This window comes from Sphingopyxis sp., from assembly GCF_035998965.1.
Taxonomy (GTDB): Bacteria; Pseudomonadota; Alphaproteobacteria; order Sphingomonadales; family Sphingomonadaceae; genus Sphingopyxis.
Window position 1 is genome coordinate 1 of the sequence record NZ_DASYHE010000094.1, and the last position, 19,628, is coordinate 19,628.

A 19,628-nucleotide genomic window follows, 5' to 3' on the forward strand; every position below is an offset into this window, starting at 1 on the left:
AATTTGAAGCGTTTCTTCACACCGCTCTTGGTCTTCAATTTGGGCATTTTGGTCTCCTTTGGAAGTCCGTTTGCGTATCGGCCTGGCAGCCCTTTCAGCCAGCCGACACAATCGGAAGCGGGGCGCTTAGGGGGATTCGCCCGCAAATGCAAGCCTAGCGGGCGGGGCCAACGGAACCAAGGGTGTTCGCAGCCGTTCACAGCGCATGAACCTGCCCACCGGACAGATGGGCCATCCGCCCGCCGCGACTGCCGCCCCCGACGGTGGATCGCCCTACTCGCGCTGGTCCACCGTCTCGTCGATCGTCGCGCGCCGCATCTGGACCCCGCGCTGGCTGGAAAAGCGGCCGCGTGCGGTGCGCATCGCGGCACGCACGGCTGCGATCATCCTGCTGCTGCTGGCGACGATCTGGCTGGTGCTGTTCATCACCAAGGGGCGCTTTCTGAAAGGGGCGTTCGAAAGCGTCGCGTCGTCGCAGCTGGAACGACAGGTCGCGATCGGCGGCGACTTCCAGCTCTATTTCGCGCCGTTCAACATCAAATTCCTCGCTGAGGATGTGCGGATCGCCAATCCTGAATGGGCGCAGGCGAAGCAGTTTTTTACGGCGCGCCGCGTCGACACCCGCCTGGCCACCCTATCGCTGATCTTTGGCAAGCGCGTAATGACCTTTGCCGACATCGATCAAGCGCAGGTGGCGCTCGAATGGGATGCGCAGAACAGGCATAACAGCTGGACCTTTGGCGATCCCGATCGGCCGCCGCAGCCGCTCAACCTGCCGACGATCGAGCGCGCTGCGATCACCGAGAGCGGCCTGACCTATCGCGACCCGCGACTGCGCCTGTTCGCCGACATCGACATCGATACGGTGCGCTCAACCGGCAGCCAGATCGACGAAGCGATCGGTTTCAACGGCCGCGGGACGATGCGCGCGCAGCCGTTCACGCTGACCGGGCGGTTGTCGTCGCCTAACCAGACGGTCGCGGGCGGCAAGAACCGGCTGACGATGCGCGCGATCGGGCTGGGGAACACCGTCGATCTGGTCGGCACGCTGCCCGGCCCGACCGAGCTGGTCGGTGCCGATCTGGCGCTGACCGCGCGCGGCGCGAACCTGTCGCGGCTGTTCGATTTTCTGGGGGTCGCGATCCCCGATACGCGCCGCTACCGCGCGACGTCGAAGCTCGGCTACGACGGTACGGTCTGGAAATTCACGAGCTTGAAAGGCGTGTTTGGCGACAGCGACCTCGCGGGAACCTTCGCCGTCAGCATGCCCAAAGGGCGCGTCTATCTGAACGCCGACCTCACCACCCGGTCGCTCAACATCATCGATGCCGGGCCGTTCATCGGTTACGAGGTCGACCGGCTTGAACGGATGGGCACCGATGGCGCAATCAAAACCGTCGGAGGGCGCCCGCGCGTGCTGCCCGATTCGCCGCTGCGCGCCGACTCGCTCAAGGCCTTCGACGCCGATCTGCGCTACAAGGTTGCCCGGGTCCGCGCCGAAAGTTTTCCGGTCAGCAATGTCGACTTGACGCTGTCGCTCGAGGACGGGCTGATGGAGATGAAGCCGCTGACCTTCCTGCTCGCGGGCGGCAAGGTGGCGAGTGATATTTCGATCGATTCGCGCCCCGCGGTCGTGCGTACCGCCTATGACATTCGCTTGTCGCCGACGCGGCTCGGCACCTTGCTGGCGCGGTTCGGGGTGGCCGAATCGGGGACCACCGGCACCGTCAGCGGCCGTATCCAGATGGTCGGCCATGGCGACAGCTTGCGCCAATCGCTCGCCAGTTCGAACGGCCGCATGGCGTTTGTCCTGCCGCAGGGTAGTTTCTGGACGCGGAATATCCAGCTCGCCGAGCTCGACGTCGGCACCTTCGTGCAAAAATTGTTCGAGGATAAACTGAAGAAGCCGGTCGAGATCAATTGCGGGGTGATCGCCTTCACCGTCCGCAATGGCGTCGGCGCCGCCGATCCAATCCTGATCGACACGCAGAAGAATGTCATGGTCGGCCGCGGCGGCTTCTCGTTCCGGACCGAGGCGATCGACATGGTGGTGCGCGCCGACGGCAAGAAATTCAGCCTGTTTTCGGGCCAGTCGCCGGTGAGCGTCGGCGGCTATTTCGCGGCGCCGCGCATCGACCCGATCAGCGACCAGCTGATGGGCCGCGCGGGCGCTGGTCTGGGGCTGGCGCTGGTCGCAACACCGGTCGCCGCGATCATTCCCTTCATCGATCCGGGCGATGCGAAATCGGCGCAATGCGGCCCGATCCTTGCCGGCGCGCGCGCCAGTGCGCAGCGCACGACGAAGGGCGACGTGCGCGACGATGTCGGCAAAGGCACGACGGCGAAGGGCGAGGACGGCAAACTGTCGAAGGACGAAGGCGGCAAGCAGCGCAAGAAGTTCCTCGGCATTTTCTGATGCCGATGCCGCCGCGCGTCAGTGCGCGCAGGCGAGGCCTTCGATGACATCTTCCAGCCGCGCCGGATCGCCGAGCGCAATCACATGGCCCGCGCTGTCGGCGTTGAGCGGGTCGCCGTTCCAGTCGCACATCGTCCCGCCCGCGCCTTCGACGATCGGCACCAGGGCCGCGAAATCGTGCAGCTTCAAGCCCGCCTCAACGACCAGGTCGACATGACCGCTGGCGAGCAGGCCATAATTGTAACAGTCGCCGCCAAAGATCAGCCGCTTGTGCGCGGTCTTGGCCGCGAGCGCCATGAAATGCTCGGCATCATGATCGTCGAAATATTGCGGGCCGGTCGTGGCGAGCGCCGCATCGGCGAGGGAGCGACAGGTCCGGGTGCGCGCGGGCTTTCCGTTGAACAAGGTCGGCTGACCCAGCGCGCCCACCCAGCGTTCGCCGCTGATCGGCTGGTCAATAATGCCGAGCACCGGCCAGCCGTCTTGGAGCAGCGCGATCAGGGTACCGAAAATCGGGCGTCCGGCCATGAAGCTGACGGTGCCGTCGATCGGATCGAGCACCCATTGGCGCGCCGCATCGGGACGTTCGGCGCCAAATTCCTCGCCGATGATGCCGTCGCGCGGCGCCTCGGCGTCGAGGATCCGGCGCATCGCGGTTTCGGCGGCGCGGTCAGCTTCGGTCACCGGCGAAGCATCGGCTTTCGCTTCATGCGTCCAGTCGGCACGGAACAGCGGCCGGATCGCGGCGCTCGCGGCGTCGGCCAGGCGATTGGCAAGGGCGAGGTCGGCGGTGATCGTCATATCATCGGCGCTAGCGCAGCGCGGCGGTTCCCGCCAGCCCCAGAGAGCCGAGGCCGCACGGGCGAGACCAAATATATCAATTGTACAAATATCATATATTCTGTAAAATTGCGCTCATGGCCGACCGGATTTCCGTCAATTCCATTTTGGCCGTCGTGGCGCGCACCGGGTTTCGCAAGGCTTCGATGGAGGAACTGGCGCTGGCAACTGGCGTGTCGCGTCAGGCGCTCTACAACCGCTTCGGATCGAAGGGCGCGCTGATCGACTGGGCAACCCAATCGCTGATCGACCAGTCGCTGGCGGTGGCATTAGATGCTCTGGAAAATCCCGCTGCGGCTTTGGTTGCGCGGCTGGCGACCGCGCTCGATGCGTGGATTGGCGAGCATATGGCGATGTTGCGCGCCTCGCCGCATGGCATCGACGCCGCACCCATGGCCGCACCCGACGCCAGCGAAGCGGTGCGCGGGGCCGAACGCAAGCTGGTCACGGCCATGGCGAACGCCATCCGGCGCGGCGGCCCCGGCACCGCGGTCGCGCGCGCCGGCAGCCTGGCGCAGGCGCTATGCTGGACTGCGAAGGGGCTTGTTCATGCTGCGCCCGATCATGCGGCTTTTCGCCGCGAACTGGAATTGATCGTCGGTGCCGTGCTGGCGCGATGACGGATTAGTCGAACAGCGACGAAACGCTCGATTCGTCGGCGATGCGTTTGATCGCTTCACCGAGCAGCGGCGCGACGGTCAGCGCGCGGACCTTCTTGCTGTCGTTGACCGCGTCGGTCGGCTGGATCGAATCGGTGATGACCAACTCGGTGAGCTCGCTCGCCTCGACGCGCGCGACTGCGCCGCCCGACAGGACGCCGTGGGTGCAATAAGCAACGACGCCTTCGGCGCCCGCGGCCTTCAGCGCCCCGGCGGCGTTGCACAACGTCCCCGCCGAATCGACGATATCGTCGATCAGGATGCAGAAGCGGCCTTTCACGTCGCCGATGATATTCATCACTTCAGATTCACCGGCGCGCTCGCGGCGCTTGTCGACGATCGCCAGCGGGGCGTTGTCGAGCCGCTTGGCGAGCGCGCGGGCGCGTACCACGCCGCCGACGTCGGGCGACACGACCATCAGATTCTTGCCCGCAAAGCGCGCCTGAATGTCGGCGCTCATCACCGGCGCGGCGTAGAGATTGTCGGTCGGGATGTCGAAAAAGCCCTGGATCTGCCCGGCGTGCAGGTCGATCGCGAGGACGCGGTCGGCGCCCGAGGTGGTGATCAGGTTGGCGACGAGCTTGGCGGAGATCGGCGTGCGCGGGCCGGGCTTGCGGTCCTGCCGGGCATAGCCGAAATAGGGAACGACGGCGGTGATCCGTTTCGCCGACGCGCGGCGCAGCGCGTCGGTGATGATGAGCAATTCCATCAGATTGTCGTTCGCCGGGAAATTGGTCGGCTGGACGATGAAGACATCTTGGCCGCGGACATTTTCATGAATTTCGACGAACACTTCCTCATCGGCAAAGCGGCGCACGCTGGTGTCGGTCAGCGGCAGTTCCAGATAGTCCGCGATCGCGCGGGCGAGGGGGAGGTTGCTGTTGCCGGAGATCAGTTTCATGGGGTGCGCGGCCCTTTCGCGGCGGATAGGATTGCGCGCCCCTTAGCCAGCGGGGGGCGATAGGGGAAGGGCGAAGTTGGCGCTGCGCGTTCGCCGACCCCTTGGGTCATTGCAATCGCGGCGGCGGGGGGTAAGGCTCGCCGCCATGACCGACGCAGCCGACACGCTCACCATCGTCCTCGCCCAGATGACGCAGGCGGTTGGCGATCTTGCCGCCAATGCCGACGCGATGCGTGCGGTGCGGGCGCGGCACGCGCAAGCGGACCTGATCCTCTATCCCGAGTTTCAGCTGATCGGCTATCCGCCCGAAGATCTGGTGTTGAAGCCTGCCCTCGCCGAACGCGCCGCGAAGTTGCTCGCCGAGCTGGCGGCCGATACCGCCGACGGTGGCCCGGCGATGTTGGTCGGGTCGGTCGAACGCGACGGGGCGGACCTGTATAACATCGTCGCGTTGCTCGACGGCGGCCATGTTGTCGCGACGCGGCGCAAGCATGAGTTGCCGAATTACGGCACTTTTGATGAAAAACGGATTTTCGTGCCCGGCCCGCTGCCCGACATCGTCGAATGGCGCGGGATCCGCCTCGGCCTGCCGATCTGCGAGGATGGCTGGTTGCCCAAGGTATCGCGGCATCTGGCCGATCAGGGCGCCGAACTGCTGATTTCGGTCAACGGCAGCCCCTATGAAATCGACAAGGACGAGCGGCGGCTGAGCCAGGTGTTCGCGGGCCGCGTCGCTGAAACCGGGCTGCCGCTGATCTTCTTGAACCGCATCGGCGGGCAGGACGAACTGGTGTTCGACGGCTGTTCGTTCGTGCTGAACAGCGATGGCTCGACCGCGCATCGGTTGACCGACTGGGAAGCCGAGGAAAGGGTCACGCGCTGGACAAAGAAGGATGGCGGCTGGACGTGCGACGCCGGCGCGATCGCCGAATGGGAGGCGCACCCGGCTGACATTTACAGCGCGATGATTGTGTCTTTGCGCGACTATGTCGAACGCAATCGCTTTCCCGGCGTCGTGCTCGGGCTGTCGGGCGGCATCGACTCGGCGATCTGCGCCGCAATCGCCGCCGACGCGCTCGGTCCCGACCGCGTCTGGTGCGTGATGATGCCGAGCCGCTTCACCAGCCTGGCGAGTCTTGACGATGCCGCGGGCTGTGCCGAACTGATCGGGTGCAAGCTCGACACGATTTCGATCGTCCCGGCGGTCGAGGCGTTCGATACGATGTTGGCGGGCAGCTTTGCCGATGTCGAGGTCGATATCACCGAGGAAAACGTCCAGTCGCGCATCCGCGGGGTGACCTTGATGGCGCTCAGCAACAAATTCGGGCCGATGCTGCTGACGACGGGCAACAAGAGCGAGATGAGCGTCGGTTATGCGACAATCTATGGCGACATGGCAGGCGGCTATAACCCGTTGAAAGACGCGTATAAGATGACCGTTTTCGCGCTCGCCAAGTGGCGCAACGAAAATGTGCCGCGGCTGTCGCGCAACCGGGTCGCCCCAGTGATGCCCGAGACGATCATCACCAAACCGCCGAGCGCCGAACTGCGCCCCGACCAGAAGGACGAGGATAGTCTGCCACCCTATGCCGACCTCGACCGGATGCTGCATATGCTGGTCGAGGAGGAAGCGAGCGTCGATGATGTCGTCGCGCGGCACGGCTTTGACCGCGATGCGGTCGTGCGGATTGAGCGCTTGCTGATGCTGGCCGAATATAAGCGGCGGCAGGCGCCGCCGGGGGTCAAACTATCGACGCGCAATTTTGGGCGCGACCGGCGTTATCCGATCACCCACAGTTTCCGCACCGGCTGACCCGTCCTGCGGGCACCGACCTCTGTGGGTACCGGTACGTCCGTGTCTCTTCGTCGCGCTGTGTGGCGGGGCTAAGATCGCGGATCGGGACACGGCAATACGGGGAGCGGGATATGGGGTTGCTGGGAGAAAAGGCGTCGCCGCAAAAGGCCGAGCGGGCGCTCGACGTGCTGCGGGTCACCGTCGCGCTGCTGATTTTGATCCACGGGGCCTTTCGACTCGTCGCGGGCGGCGTGGCGCCGTTTGGCGTCTGGCTGGAAAGCCAGGGCTTTCCCATGGGCTTTGCCTGGGCGCTGGCAGTGACCTTGTTCGAACTGGTCGGCCCGGTCCTGATGTTGGCCCGCCGCTGGACCAGCCTCGCCGCGCTCGGTCATGCCGCAATTCTCACGCTTGGCATGGTGCTGGTGCATATGCCCTTCGGCTGGTTCGTGGTCGGCGCGGGGCGCAACGGGATGGAATATAGCGTCATCCTGATCGTCTCATTGCTCACGATCGCCTGGGCCTATTGGCCGGAGCGCCGCCGCGCGGCCTGACGCTGTACGACGGGGTCGCGCACGGGGAGCGAAGCGGTTATAGGCGCGCGGCATGATCGTTGTGACCCGCTTCGCCCCCTCGCCGACCGGCACCCTGCATGTCGGCAACGTCCGCACTGCGCTTCATAACTGGCTGTGGGCGCGCAAGCATGGCGGGCGCTTTCTGCTCCGCATCGACGATACCGATCTTGAGCGGTCGAGAGAAGAATATGTCGACGCGATTCGGGCCGACCTCGCATGGCTGGGCCTGGACATCGATGGCGCGGAACGCCAGTCAGCGCGGTTCGCGCTGTACGAGGCGGAGTTTGCCAAGCTTAAGGCGGCGGGCCGCGTCTATCCCTGTTACGAAACCCCCGAAGAGCTCGACATCCGCCGCAAAATCCTGCTCTCGCGCGGAATGCCGCCGGTCTATGAGCGCAAAGCTGTCGATGCGCCGGTGCCCGCGGGTGTGGCGCCGCACTGGCGTTTCCGGCTCGATCATGAGGCTCCTATCGAATGGACCGACATGGTCCGCGGCGATCAGCATTTCGAGCCGAGGACGATGTCCGACCCGGTGGTGCGCCGCGCCGACGGCACCTGGCTCTACCTGCTGCCCAGCGTGATTGATGACATCGCGATGGGAATTACCCATGTGGTGCGCGGCGAGGACCATGTGTCGAACACCGCGACGCAAATCCAGATGTTCGCCGCTTTGGGGGCTGCGCCGCCGCAGTTCGCGCATGAAGCGTTGCTGGTTGGAACCGAAGGCAAATTGTCAAAGCGGCTTGGCTCGCTCGGCATGGCCAGTTTGCGCGATGCGGGAATCGAACCGATCGCGCTCGCGGCCTTGCTCGCACGGCTCGGCACCAGCGACCCGGTCGAGCCGGTGACCAGTCTGCGGCCGCTGATCGAGAGCCTTGATTTCGCACGGTTCGGCCGCGCCCCGGCGCGATTTGATGAGGCGGAATTGGCGCTGCTCAATCAGAAGATCCTGCACCACACCGCGTATGAAACGGTCGCGGACAGGCTGCCCGCTGCGATCACCGCGGCGCGCTGGCAAGCGATTCGTCCCAATTTGATGACCGTCGCCGAGGCTGCCGATTGGGTGGCGGTATTTGATGGGCCACTTGCGCCGCCACCGGTCGATGATGCCGACCGCCCGGTGCTCGCCGCTGCCGCCGCCGCGGCGCCCGCGATCGACTGGAGCGCCGACCCCTGGCACGCGCTGACTGCGACGGTGAAAGAGGCGACGGGGGCAAAGGGCCGCGCGTTGTTCCTGCCGCTGCGCCGGGCGCTGACCGGGCGCGATCACGGCCCGGACATGGCCGAACTGTTGCCGCTGATCGCCAAGGATCAGGCGGTCGCGCGGCTCGCGGCCAGCTAAACCGACCCTCGGCGAAAATGCATCACCATTTTTGCCTACCGCTGCGCTTGACAATGTGAGTTATGATATACTATAACTGATATCTGACTTGGCCGATAGCGGTGGTCGAAACACGGCGGGGCCGGATCTGATAGGCAAGGAGAGATGCCATGACCCTGATACCCCTGATTTCGACCATCCTGACTGCCCCCGAGGTGACAACGGCCCCCGCGGGTCGATCGGCGACCATGTCCCGCAACATCTATGGCAGCGACACCGGTCGCCACCCGGTCGCGGCGCTCCTCGCCGTCGGCCTGCCCGCCGCACTGGTCGTCGCGGTGGCGCTCTCGCCGATGATCGTTGATCCGATACCCAAGACCGACCCGATGGTCGGAACATTGATCAAGCTACCGACGCCTCCACCGCCGCCCCAGCCGACTCCCGACGCAAAGCCCGCACCGCGAACCGCGTCCGCGACCGACACGGTGAAACCTCTTGTCGAAACAATGCCGTCCTTCGATAATCGCGTGGTCGAAGGGCCGGTCATCGTCGACCTTGGCCCGATCGACCTTGGGCCTCCAGCCCGGCCCGCCGATCCACCACCTATGCCCAAACTGGTATTCGCGGAACTTGATCCGCGCTACGCCGGTGCGTTCCAGCCCGACTATCCGGCAAGCGAACAGCGGCGCGAGATCGAAGGGGTCGCCAAAGTGCGCGTGCTGATCGGCACCGACGGGCGGGTGAAGGCGGTCGAACTGGTCAGCACCGACAGCCCGGGCTTTTTCGCCGAAACCAAACGTCGCGCGCTCGCCAAATGGCGCTTCACCCCCGCGACGCGCGGCGGCGTGGCTGAGGAAAGCTGGAAGACGATGACGGTTCGCTTCGAGATCAGGGCCGGTTAACCGCTGGTCGAACTCCCTCCCGGGCGGATGGCGGTGCGCCGTCCGCCCGCTCTTTTGCTTGACAGAAGCGCCGAATCCGGTCAGAGGCGCGCGGATATTGGGGGCGGCGCCTCGTGCGCGGCCCCTGAGTTTTTTCACACCAACGTCGGGGCCATAGTCCCGCCGCATCCTTCGGAGCTCCGGCGGATGTGCAGTTATTTCGAGGAACAGGGCCATGGCCAAGCCGACGACCGTCAAGATCAAGCTGGTGAGCACCGCCGACACGGGCTTTTTCTACGTGACGAAAAAGAACCCGCGCACGATGACCGAAAAAATGTCGGTGCGCAAATATGACCCGCGCGTGCGCAAGCATGTCGAGTTCAAGGAATCGAAGATCAAGTGACGCGTTTTCCTGCGCGCTGAACGCGCGCGGCAAGAAGATGCGCTACCCCGGTGAAAGCCGGGATCAAGGGGCGGCCATTTGCGCCGCCCTTTTTCGTGCGCCGATTATCTGGTCGTTTACGAGCGCGTCCTATGTATGCGGCCCAAGGGAGCAGCACCATGAGCCTCGAAGACTTCTCGCGCGAAGTCATGGGCAAAGAGCCCAAGAACCGGAGCTGGCTGGATCGCGTGACATTCACCGACGACAGCGGGTGCAGCTATGACCAGCAGGTGATGGTTGGCCGCTTGCCGTTGGGCGTAGGCCTGGCCCTGGTTGGCGGATTGTTGTTGGTCGCTTGGGCAACTGACGATCCCGCGTGGGCCAAGCTGGTCGAACAACTCCAGTCGATCATGAATTTCTTTTAGCAGCGCCGTCTCAGGCAAACACCCCAACGCTCTCGATGAACTTGATCACCGAAATCGGTTTCGACACATAGGCTTCGGCGCCCGCGGCGCGGATCTGCTCCTCGTCGCCTTTGCCGGCATAGGCCGTGACCGCCATGATCGGCACCGCGCGCAGCGTCAGATCCGCCTTCATCTGGCCGATCAGCTCGAGCCCGCTGACATGCGGCAGCTGGATGTCCATGATGATCAGGTCGGGAGCGACCTCGCGTGCCTTGGCCAGCGCGTCGCGCCCGTCGCGTACCGGGTGCGCCGTATAGCCGTGGGCGTTCAGCAGGTCGCAGAACAGGCGCAGGTTCAGCTCATTATCTTCGACGACCAATATGGTCTTGCCCATGATTATTCGCTTCCCCACCTTGCGTCCGCGGCCCGTTTAGGCGAATCGGCGACATGACACAATTGCCTCCCGTTGAAGGGAAATATGCCTTGCACGACGACGACGCAGCCTTGGCGCTTCAGGCGCTCGGCTGGATATTAGGCGACGAACCGCGCGGCGAGCGGCTGCTGGCGCTCACGGGTCTCGCGCCCGACGAGCTGCGCGCGTCGCTGGACGAACGCGCGACGCTCGCGGCTATCCTGTCGTTCCTGACCGCCCATGAAAACGACCTTGTCGCCTGCGCCGATGCGTTGCAGGTGCCGCCTGGCACCCTATCCGCCGCAGCGCAGCGCCTCGAAGGAATGACCCTATGACCCGACCGCTCGTCATCACCGATTGCGACGAGGTGCTGATGCACATGGTCGTCCCCTTTGCCGAATGGGTCGACGCCGAACATGGCGTGCTGTTCCGCATCGAGGATGCCAGCTTTGCCGGGGCGCTGAAACGCAAGGAATGCGGGACGCCGCTGGAGGCAGCCGAGGTCTGGCCGCTACTCGACGCCTTTTTCCGCGGCGAGATGGCGCGGCAATATCCGATTCCGGGCGCGCTCGCGGCAATGGCGGCGATCGCCGAGCAGGCCGACATCGTCGTGCTGACCAACGTCGGCCCCGACCATCAGCAGGCGCGGATCGAGCAACTGGCGCTGCACGATTTTCATGCGCCGGTGATCGGCAGCCGCGGCGGCAAGGGCGAGCCGGTGTGCCGCCTGATCGAGCAATATCGGCCGTCGGTCGCCGTATTCATCGACGATCTGGCAGGGCATCATCAGTCGGTGGCGCAGGAAGCGCCCGACGTGTGGCGGCTCCATCTGGTCGGCGAGCCCGCCATCGCCAACAAGATTGCGCCGTCGCCTTATGCCCATGCGCGCATCGATGACTGGGCGGCGGCGCAGGACTGGATCCTCGCGCGGCTCGCCGAAAATGTCCCCGCTCCGGCCCCCGAACCCGTTTAAGAAGGAACGACCATGGATATCACCGCAAAGCTCACCGAACTCGGCCTCGAACTGCCGAAGGCCGCCGCGCCGGTCGCCGCTTATGTCCCCGTCGTCGAACATGGCGGGCTGCTCTATGTCAGCGGCCAGCTGCCGTTTCGCGACGGACAGGTCGTGACCGGGCGTCTGGGCGACGACATGGATGTCGGGGGCGGGCAGGATGCGGCGCAGCGCGTCGCGCTGATGCTGATCGCGCAGCTTGCGCAGGCGCTGGGCGGCGACCTGTCGCGTGTCGAGCGCGTCATCAAGCTGGGCGTGTTCGTCAACAGCGCGCCTAGCTTCACCGATCAGGCAAAGGTCGCCAATGGCGCGTCGGACCTGTTCGAAACGCTGTTCGGCGAGGCTGGCCGTCACGCGCGCGCCGCGGTTGGCGTCGCGGTGCTGCCGCTGGGCGCTGCGGTCGAGGCCGACGCGATCGTCGCGGTGCGCCCGGCGTAAATGGCCGAGGCCGACCCCCCGGCGCGGACGATAGCGCTCGGCACGGGGGTGGCCGCGGTCGATGCCGCGGCGTGGGACGCGCTGCATGACGGCGGCAATCCGTTTGTCGGCCACGCGTTCCTGTCGCTGCTGGAGGAATCGGGCAGCGTCGGGCCGGGGACCGGTTGGCAAGCGGCGCCGCTGCTGGTCGAGGACGAGGCTGGCGTGTTGGTCGCTGCTGCCCCCGGCTATCTGAAATCGCACAGCCAGGGCGAATATGTCTTTGACCAGGGCTGGGCCGACGCGTGGACGCGGGCAGGGGGCGATTATTATCCCAAGCTGCAGATCGCGGCGCCCTTCACACCGGTGCCGGGGCCACGGTTGCTGGCGCCGGACAGCGACGACGCGCGGCTGCTGATCCGTGCCGCCGAAACGGTGGTGCGCCAGAACGGGCTGTCGTCGGCGCATGCGACCTTTGTCGCGCCCGAGCAGATGCCGCTGTTCGAAGGCGCCGGGTGGCTGGTCCGCCGCGACATCCAGTTTCATTTCGCCAACGTGGGTTACGCCAATTTCAACGATTTTCTCGCGACGTTGACCTCGGCCAAGCGCAAGCAGCTGCGCAAGGAACGCGCGCGGGCGGGCGAAGGGATGCGGATCGAGGAGTTGACCGGCGCCGCGATTCGCTCCGAGCATTGGGACGCGATGTGGCTGTTCTATCAGGACACCGGCGCGCGCAAATGGGGACAGCCCTATCTGACGCGCGCGGCCTTCGACTTGATCGGCGCGCGGATGGCGGAGCAGGTCATCCTGCTGCTCGCCTATGACGGCGAGCGACCGGTGGCAGGGGCTTTGCACTTCCTCGGCGCCGATACGCTCTACGGGCGCTATTGGGGCTGCTTGGTCGACATCCCCTATCTGCATTTCGAGCTATGCTATTATCGCGCGATCGACATTGCGATCGAACGCAGGCTGGCACGCGTCGAAGCGGGCGCGCAGGGCGGCCACAAGCTGGCGCGCGGCTATGGCCCGGTCGCGACCTGGTCGGCGCATTTCATCGCCGATCCTGGCTTTCGCCGCGCGGTGGCCGATTTTCTGGAACAGGAACGGCGTGCCGAAGAAGTCGAGATGGAATGGCTGGCGGGGCATATGCCGTTTCGGCGGGCCAGCTAGAGCATCCTCAAATCCCGTTGGTGTCGAGCGAAGTCGAGACACGCTGAAGGCCCGGATTCCTGATGGGTGTCTCGACTACGCTCGACACGAACGAACGAGGGAAGATTTTTACGCGGCAAACCGCCGCGCGGCCGGGCGGCGGGCTGTCTCGTCGAGCCAAGCGCGCGCCTGGCGCTGCGCTTCGGCGATTTCGTCGCGGCTCATTTCGTCGGACAGGTCGGCGCGGCATTGCTGGCCTTCCTTGTTGCCGCCGAGCGCGGCGAGGTTGAACCATTTATGCGCCTGGATCAGGTCGACATCGACCCCGCCGGTGCCGGTCGAGAAAGCGATGCCCAAATCGAAATAGGCATTGGCGTCGCCGCGCGCCGCATCGAGCAAGCGGCTTTCGATCAGATATTGCGCGGACTTCAGACTGTTGGCCATAAAAACCCCCTGTCGCTTCCCCCCACAGGAAGCTTCGAGGTCCACCCTTGCGGCTTATGGTCAACAAAACGTTAACGACGCGGGTAATTTCTTGTGGATAGCGCAGCTAAACGACTGAATTGAAAAGTTTTCGTTCTCCGTCAGCCTACTGGATAATTGTCGATAAGCCGCGTTTTTCCGATGCGAGCCGCCGCCAGCAGGCGTGCCGGAGCGCGAAAACTGTCCAGTCTTTCCAGACTGTCGGCATCGGCGAGCGCGATATAATCGACGCTGTCGAACCCGCCGGCGACGATCGCCGCCTCGGCTTTGGCGAGCGTTTCGTACATATCGCCGCCGTTCGCTAGCGCCGCGATGGCGCTCTTGAGCGCGTTCGGAAACGCGATAGCGGCGCTGCGCTGAGCGGGCGAGAGATAAGCATTGCGGGACGACAGCGCGAGGCCGTCTGGATCGCGCGCGATTGGCGCTCCCAAAATATCGAGCCCGAAATCGAGGTCGCGCGCCATGCGGCGGATGATCGCGAGCTGCTGCCAGTCCTTTTCGCCAAAGATCGCGATGTCGGGACGGACCTGGTTGAACAATTTGGCGACGACGGTGGCCACTCCGTCGAAATGACCGGGCCGCGCGGCGCCGCAATAATCGGCACCGAGTTCGGCGACCTCGATATGGGTGCTGTGGCCACCCGGATACATGACCCCGACATCGGGCGCCCAGAGCAGGCTGACGCCTTCATCGACCAGCAGCGCCGCGTCGCGTGCTTCGTCGCGCGGATAGGCGGCGAAATCTTCATTGGGACCAAACTGGGTCGGGTTGACGAAGATCGACACGACGACATGGTTGGCAACGCGCCGCCCCATCTGCACAAGCGAAAGGTGACCATCGTGCAGTGCCCCCATCGTCGGCACCAACGCGACGCTTTTGCCGTCCTGCTTCAGCGCGGCGATGGCGCGGTGCAGCGTCGCGATATCACGGATGATTTGCACGCTTGCCCTGCCTCCGATATTGGCGGCGCAACAGCACCACTCGCGCCGCCGCCATGCGCCGCCAACCGGAAAATCGCAACTGCCCATGACGAACAGCGTGACCAAACCTGCCCCGCATCGCATCATCTTTGCCAATGAAAAGGGCGGCACCGGCAAATCGACCTGCGCGGTGCATTTTGCGGTCGCGCTGGCCAGCCAGGGCTGGAAGGTCGCCGGGCTCGATCTCGATCCGCGCCAGCGCACCTTTCACCGCTATCTCGAAAATCGCACCAACACCGCCAAGCGCCGCGATATCGAGCTGCCGATGCCGCAGTTCGAAGTGTTCGAAGGGACAACGATCGAGGAACTCGACGCGCAGGTCGCGCGGCTGATCGCCGATTGCGACTATTTCGTCGCCGACACGCCGGGGCGCGATGACGTGTTTGCCCGCCATCTGGCGATGACCGCCGACACGCTGGTCACCCCGATCAACGACAGCTTCATCGATTTCGACCTGATCGGGCAGGTCGATCCCGAGACATTCCAGGTCACCCGCCCCAGCTTTTACTCCGAACTGATCTGGGACACGCGCAAGGCGCGCGCGAAGACTGATGGGCGGACGATCGACTGGATCATCCTGCGCAACCGCCTCCAGCATGTCGACGCGCACAATATGCGCCGCGTCGGTGAGGCGCTGAGCCAGCTGTCCCGCCGCGTCGGCTTTCGCGTCATCCCTGGCTTGGGCGAACGCGTGATTTATCGCGAGCTGTTCCCCGCCGGGCTGACCTTGCTCGACAAGGCGCATCTGGGCGGCATGGGCATCGGTCATGTCGTCGCGCGGCAGGAACTGCGCGAGGCGATGGGCGGGTTGAACCTGCCGACGCGTGAGCGCTTCCATCCCGACGGCGATCTGTTCGCTGCCGCCTGAATTTCTCTTTACCAATCAGGATTCCCGCATGACCCATATCTTCCATCCCACGATGCTGCGCGAATATGACATTCGCGGCGTCGTCGGCGACACGCTGTCGGACAAAGACGCCTATGCGATCGGACGCAGCTTTGCTACGCTGGTCGCGCGCGCTGGGGGCAAGCGTGTGGCGGTCGGTTTTGACGGGCGGCTGTCGTCGCCGATGCTGTGCGATGCGCTGGTTGCCGGGATCAACGCCGCGGGTATCGACGCCTTGAACGTCGGGCTGGGGCCGACGCCGATGCTCTATTATGCAGCCTCAACCGAGGATGTGGACGGCGGCATCCAGATAACCGGCAGCCACAATCCCCCCGACTATAACGGGTTCAAATTCGTGATGCAGGGGCGGCCCTTTTATGGTGCCGATATTCAGCGGGTCGGCGAAATGGCCGCCGCGGGGGATTGGGAAGTTGGCGAAGGTGCCACGCAGAGCATCGACATCATCGACGCTTATGTCGATCGGCTGGTCGAGGGTTTCGCCGGCGGCGCCTATCGGGTCGGCTGGGACGCAGGGAATGGCGCGGCGGGGACGGTGATCGAAAAGCTGACCGCGAAGTTGCCGGGCGAGCATCATTTGTTGTTCACTGACATCGACGGTCATTTCCCGAACCACCATCCCGATCCAACCGAAGAGAAGAATCTGGCCGATTTGCGTAAGCTCGTCGCAGAGAGGAGCCTCGATTTCGGCGTCGCTTTCGATGGAGATGGCGACAGGATCGGCGCGATCGACGGCGAGGGGCGGGTGATCTGGGGTGACCAGCTGCTCCAAATCTATGCCGCGGCGCTGCTGCAGGACAAGCCCGGCGCGACAATCATCGCCGATGTGAAGGCGAGCCAAGCGCTGTTTGACCGGGTTTCCGAACTCGGCGGCACGCCCTTGATGTGGAAAACTGGCCACAGCCTGATCAAGGCGAAGATGAAGGAAACGGGCAGCCCGCTGGCGGGCGAGATGAGCGGCCATGTGTTTTTTGCCGATCGCTATTATGGCTATGACGACGCGCCCTATGCCGCGGTGCGGTTGATCGAGGCGGCGACGAAGCTGGGGCAGAGCGTCACCGAATTACGCGGCGCGATGGCGCCGATGGTCAACACGCCGGAGCTGCGTTTCCAGGTCGACGAGGTGCGGAAATTCGCCATTGTGGACGAAGTTCTGGCGCGGCTGACCGCGTCAGGGGCCAAGGTCGATCGCACCGACGGCGCGCGCGTGCTGACCGACGACGGCTGGTGGCTGCTCCGCGCGTCGAACACGCAGGATGTGCTGGTGGCGCGAGCCGAGGCGAAGGACGAGGCCGCGCTGGCGCGGCTGCTGGCGGCGATCGACGAACAGCTGGCACTGTCGGGGATCGCCCGCGGGCCGCAAACGGGGCATTAAGGCGAATTCTTGCCCTCCCCTTCAGGGGAGGGCAGCGAGACTTGGGAGCTTGCTCCCTAGTCGCACGGGTGGGGTCCATCGGCCTTGCGCGACGCCGACAGAGCCCACCCCAACCCCTCCCCTGAAGGGGAGGGGCTTTAGAGATGCAAAAATCTTGCCAGATTGACCTTGGCGGCGCTCCTCGGGTAACGCCCCTGCATATGTCTTCAGGAAGCGATCCAGCATGATCCATGACGAAACGACCCCGGCCACGCTGATCGCCGACAGCGACCACGGCATTGCCGAACATCGCGCACACGCGCGCGACGACGCCGCGTCCGGCAATGGCCTCGCGGTGATTTCGATCGCCAAAAGCTATGACAAGCGCACCGTATTGTCCGACGTGTCGCTGTCGGTCGGCAAGGGCGAGGTTGTCGGTCTGCTCGGCCCGAACGGCGCGGGCAAGACGACCTGTTTCTATTCGATCATGGGGCTGGTGAAGCCTGACGCCGGGCGCATCATGCTCGACGGCGCGGATATTACCGCGCTGCCGATGTACCGCCGCGCCATCCTCGGCCTCGGCTATCTGCCGCAGGAAACCTCGATCTTTCGCGGTATGACCGTGGCGCAAAATATCAGCGCGGTGCTCGAACTCGCGGAGCCCGACAAGGTGTCGCGCGAACGGCGGCTCGAAGAATTGCTCGACGAATTCGGCCTGACCCGGCTGCGCGATTCGGCGGCGATGGCGCTGTCGGGCGGCGAACGGCGCCGCGCCGAAATCGCCCGCGCGCTCGCCGCCAACCCGTCGATCATGCTGCTCGACGAACCTTTTGCCGGTATCGATCCGCTGTCGATCAGCGACATTCGCGACCTCGTTGCCGATCTGAAGACGCGCGGCATCGGGGTGCTGATCACCGATCACAATGTCCGCGAAACGCTCGACCTCGTCGACCGTGCCTGCATCATTTACGACGGCAAGGTGCTGCTCGCGGGTTCGCCCGAAGAGCTGGTCGCCGACCCCGAAGTGCGGCGGCTGTATCTGGGCGAGGGTTTTTCGCTGTGAACGATGGCGTGCATCGTCCGAACAATGGCTGTTCCCCCGCGAAGGCGGGGGCCCATCACCGGGTGGCGCCATGTTGAACCGACCGGTGATGGGTCCCCGCCTTCGCGGGGACGCACGGCTGATTTGATAGTGTAGCACCGATGGCGTTGGGTCCGCGCCTCGATCTCCGCCAGTCGCAATCGCTGGTGATGACGCCGCAGTTGCAGCAGGCGATCAAGCTGCTGGCGCTGTCGAACCTCGAACTCGAAACCTATCTGGCCGAGGCGCTGGAGGGCAATCCGCTGCTCGACGCGACGCCCGGCGATAGCGACGGCAGCGCGGGCGATGCGAATGACGGTCCGGGTGACGACGCGCCGGTGACCGAGGCGGCGGCGCTCGATACCGACCATGCCCTGTCGTCCGATAGCGGCACCGCGAACGATCTCGATGTCGATATGACCGCCGAAAGCTTTCACCACGACAGCGCCAGCGACAGTGTCGGCCTGTCGGGCAGCGACAGCGAGGGCATCGATTTCGACAGCTTCGCGGGTGAGGACGAAACGCTGCACGGCCATCTGCTCGCGCAGGTCGGCGAGCGTTTCGGCGGGCTGGAAGCGATGATCGCCGAGCAGCTCGTCGCCCTGATCGACGAGACCGGCTATTTGCGCGCCGACCTGGCCGAGGTCGCGCAGCGGCTCGGGGTGCCGCTCGCGCTGGTCGAGAGCGTGCTCGCGGGGGTGCAGTGTTTCGACCCGTCGGGGGTTGGCGGCCGCGACCTCGCCGAATGTATCGCGATCCAGGCGCGCGAGGCGGACCGCTACGACCCCGCGATGGCGACGATGATCGCGCATCTCGATCTGGTCGCCAAAGGCGCCTTTCCGCAGCTCAAACGTATCTGCGGGGTCGATGACGAGGATCTGGCCGACATGATTCGCGAATTGCGGGGTTATGACCCCAAGCCGGGGCTGAAATTCGGCGGTGATCGGGCGCAGGCGGTCGTCCCCGACCTGTTCATTCGCCAGACCGCCAAGGGCTGGGCGGTCGAGATCAACAGCGGCACCCTGCCGCGCCTGCTCGTCAACCGGCGTTACTATACCGAACTGGCGACGGGGGCGGCGGCGAAGAGCAAGGCGTGGCTGTCCGAACAGCTGGCGAGTGCCAACTGGCTGGTCCGCGCGCTCGACCAGCGCCAGCGCACGATCGTCAAGGTAGCGAGTGCGATCGTCAAACAACAGGAGGGGTTTTTCCTGCACGGCGTCGCGCATATGCGCCCGCTGACCTTGCGCCAGGTCGCCGAGGAGATCGGCATGCACGAATCGACCGTCAGCCGCGTCACCAGCAACAAATATCTCAGCTGCGCGCGCGGGCTGTTCGAGCTTAAATATTTCTTTTCCAGCGGTATTTCGGCGACCGAGGGCGACGGCGCAGTGTCGTCCGAATCGATCAAGAGCCGGATCAAGGCGATGATCGAGGCCGAGGATGCCAAGGCGATCCTGTCCGACGAGACGATCGCGCAGAAATTGTCGGCCGAGGGCCACGACATCGCGCGGCGCACGGTGGTGAAGTACCGCGAGGCGATGGGGTTTGGATCTTCGGTACAAAGGCGGCGGCAGAAAGCGCTGGCGGGATAGAATTTGATTCGCGCAGAGGCGCAGAGATCGCAGAGAATTTTGGTTCACGCGGAGCCGCAGAGCCGCGGAGGAA

General features: G+C 64.8%; 21 protein-coding genes. 16 read left to right on the forward strand and 5 right to left on the reverse strand.

Features of this window, described 5'->3' with window-relative positions; genetic code table 11:
• Positions 1-205 precede the first annotated feature (205 nt).
• Positions 206-2,416 (forward strand): AsmA family protein, encoded by a 2,211-nt coding sequence (locus VGN68_RS16695; RefSeq protein ID WP_327478188.1) that lies wholly within the window; start codon positions 206-208, stop codon positions 2,414-2,416.
• A gap of 18 nt (positions 2,417-2,434) precedes the next feature.
• On the opposite strand, the gene hisN is transcribed toward VGN68_RS16695, so the two are convergent.
• Positions 2,435-3,217: a histidinol-phosphatase gene (gene hisN / locus VGN68_RS16700; protein ID WP_327478190.1), complete on the reverse strand. Its 783-nt coding sequence runs from the start codon at positions 3,215-3,217 to the stop codon at positions 2,435-2,437.
• Positions 3,218-3,333: 116 nt separating this feature from the next.
• Between hisN and VGN68_RS16705 the strand changes: the two genes are divergently transcribed.
• Entirely contained in the window at positions 3,334-3,876 is a 543-nt protein-coding gene (locus tag VGN68_RS16705; RefSeq protein WP_327478192.1) for a TetR/AcrR family transcriptional regulator, read from the forward strand.
• Positions 3,877-3,880: 4 nt separating this feature from the next.
• Here VGN68_RS16705 and VGN68_RS16710 read toward each other — a convergent pair whose 3' ends face one another.
• The gene (locus VGN68_RS16710; protein ID WP_327478194.1) at positions 3,881-4,816 is read right to left on the reverse strand and encodes a ribose-phosphate pyrophosphokinase; all 936 of its coding nucleotides are present in this window, start codon (positions 4,814-4,816) and stop codon (positions 3,881-3,883) included.
• A 145-nt stretch (positions 4,817-4,961) separates the two neighbouring features.
• Here VGN68_RS16710 and VGN68_RS16715 point away from each other — a divergent pair, with 145 nt between their 5' ends.
• From VGN68_RS16715 to VGN68_RS16740, 6 genes are all read left to right on the forward strand, one after another.
• The gene (locus VGN68_RS16715) at positions 4,962-6,629 is read left to right on the forward strand and encodes an NAD+ synthase (RefSeq protein ID WP_327478196.1); all 1,668 of its coding nucleotides are present in this window, start codon (positions 4,962-4,964) and stop codon (positions 6,627-6,629) included.
• A 113-nt stretch (positions 6,630-6,742) separates the two neighbouring features.
• Positions 6,743-7,162 carry a DoxX family protein gene (locus tag VGN68_RS16720; RefSeq protein WP_327478198.1) on the forward strand — a complete coding sequence of 140 codons (420 nt, stop codon included), beginning with the start codon at positions 6,743-6,745 and terminating at the stop codon, positions 7,160-7,162.
• A 52-nt stretch (positions 7,163-7,214) separates the two neighbouring features.
• Complete coding sequence (gltX, locus tag VGN68_RS16725; RefSeq protein WP_327478200.1) at positions 7,215-8,525, forward strand: glutamate--tRNA ligase; 1,311 nt, start codon at positions 7,215-7,217, stop codon at positions 8,523-8,525.
• A gap of 149 nt (positions 8,526-8,674) precedes the next feature.
• On the forward strand, positions 8,675-9,406 hold the full coding sequence (locus tag VGN68_RS16730; RefSeq protein WP_327478202.1) for an energy transducer TonB: 732 nt from the start codon (positions 8,675-8,677) through the stop codon (positions 9,404-9,406).
• Positions 9,407-9,620: 214 nt separating this feature from the next.
• On the forward strand, positions 9,621-9,788 hold the full coding sequence (rpmG, locus tag VGN68_RS16735; RefSeq protein WP_058818055.1) for a 50S ribosomal protein L33: 168 nt from the start codon (positions 9,621-9,623) through the stop codon (positions 9,786-9,788).
• A 158-nt stretch (positions 9,789-9,946) separates the two neighbouring features.
• Positions 9,947-10,192 carry a hypothetical protein gene (locus tag VGN68_RS16740; protein ID WP_327478204.1) on the forward strand — a complete coding sequence of 82 codons (246 nt, stop codon included), beginning with the start codon at positions 9,947-9,949 and terminating at the stop codon, positions 10,190-10,192.
• A 10-nt stretch (positions 10,193-10,202) separates the two neighbouring features.
• Here VGN68_RS16740 and VGN68_RS16745 read toward each other — a convergent pair whose 3' ends face one another.
• Positions 10,203-10,565: a response regulator gene (locus VGN68_RS16745; protein ID WP_327478206.1), complete on the reverse strand. Its 363-nt coding sequence runs from the start codon at positions 10,563-10,565 to the stop codon at positions 10,203-10,205.
• Positions 10,566-10,654: 89 nt separating this feature from the next.
• Between VGN68_RS16745 and VGN68_RS16750 the strand changes: the two genes are divergently transcribed.
• From VGN68_RS16750 to VGN68_RS16765, 4 genes are read left to right on the forward strand one after another with little or no spacing between them, the layout of a single operon-like run.
• Entirely contained in the window at positions 10,655-10,918 is a 264-nt protein-coding gene (locus tag VGN68_RS16750; RefSeq protein ID WP_327478208.1) for a DUF3572 family protein, read from the forward strand.
• Positions 10,915-11,556: an HAD family hydrolase gene (locus VGN68_RS16755; RefSeq protein WP_327478210.1), complete on the forward strand. Its 642-nt coding sequence runs from the start codon at positions 10,915-10,917 to the stop codon at positions 11,554-11,556. The genes VGN68_RS16750 and VGN68_RS16755 overlap by 4 nt, the downstream gene beginning before the upstream one ends.
• A 12-nt stretch (positions 11,557-11,568) precedes the next feature.
• Positions 11,569-12,033, forward strand: a complete 465-nt coding sequence (locus VGN68_RS16760; protein WP_293701446.1) for a RidA family protein — start codon at positions 11,569-11,571, stop codon at positions 12,031-12,033.
• Positions 12,034-13,182, forward strand: coding sequence for a GNAT family N-acetyltransferase (locus VGN68_RS16765; protein ID WP_327478214.1), 1,149 nt, complete (start codon positions 12,034-12,036; stop codon positions 13,180-13,182).
• 108 nt (positions 13,183-13,290) lie between these two features.
• Here the strand turns inward: VGN68_RS16765 and VGN68_RS16770 are convergent, their stop codons facing one another.
• Entirely contained in the window at positions 13,291-13,605 is a 315-nt protein-coding gene (locus VGN68_RS16770; RefSeq protein WP_054589726.1) for a sel1 repeat family protein, read from the reverse strand.
• A 140-nt stretch (positions 13,606-13,745) separates the two neighbouring features.
• Entirely contained in the window at positions 13,746-14,585 is an 840-nt protein-coding gene (panC, locus tag VGN68_RS16775; RefSeq protein ID WP_327478217.1) for a pantoate--beta-alanine ligase, read from the reverse strand.
• Positions 14,586-14,682: 97 nt separating this feature from the next.
• On the opposite strand from panC, the gene VGN68_RS16780 reads away from it, so the two are divergent.
• The 4 genes from VGN68_RS16780 to rpoN all read left to right on the forward strand — a co-directional run bounded on the left by VGN68_RS16780 (position 14,683) and on the right by rpoN (position 19,555).
• Positions 14,683-15,492, forward strand: coding sequence for a division plane positioning ATPase MipZ (locus tag VGN68_RS16780; RefSeq protein WP_414711715.1), 810 nt, complete (start codon positions 14,683-14,685; stop codon positions 15,490-15,492).
• Between the two features lie 28 nt (positions 15,493-15,520).
• On the forward strand, positions 15,521-16,903 hold the full coding sequence (pgmG, locus tag VGN68_RS16785; protein ID WP_327478220.1) for a phosphoglucomutase/phosphomannomutase PgmG: 1,383 nt from the start codon (positions 15,521-15,523) through the stop codon (positions 16,901-16,903).
• Between the two features lie 223 nt (positions 16,904-17,126).
• Entirely contained in the window at positions 17,127-17,945 is an 819-nt protein-coding gene (gene lptB / locus VGN68_RS16790) for an LPS export ABC transporter ATP-binding protein (protein WP_327478222.1), read from the forward strand.
• 140 nt (positions 17,946-18,085) lie between these two features.
• On the forward strand, positions 18,086-19,555 hold the full coding sequence (gene rpoN / locus VGN68_RS16795; protein WP_327478224.1) for an RNA polymerase factor sigma-54: 1,470 nt from the start codon (positions 18,086-18,088) through the stop codon (positions 19,553-19,555).
• Positions 19,556-19,628 lie beyond the last annotated feature (73 nt).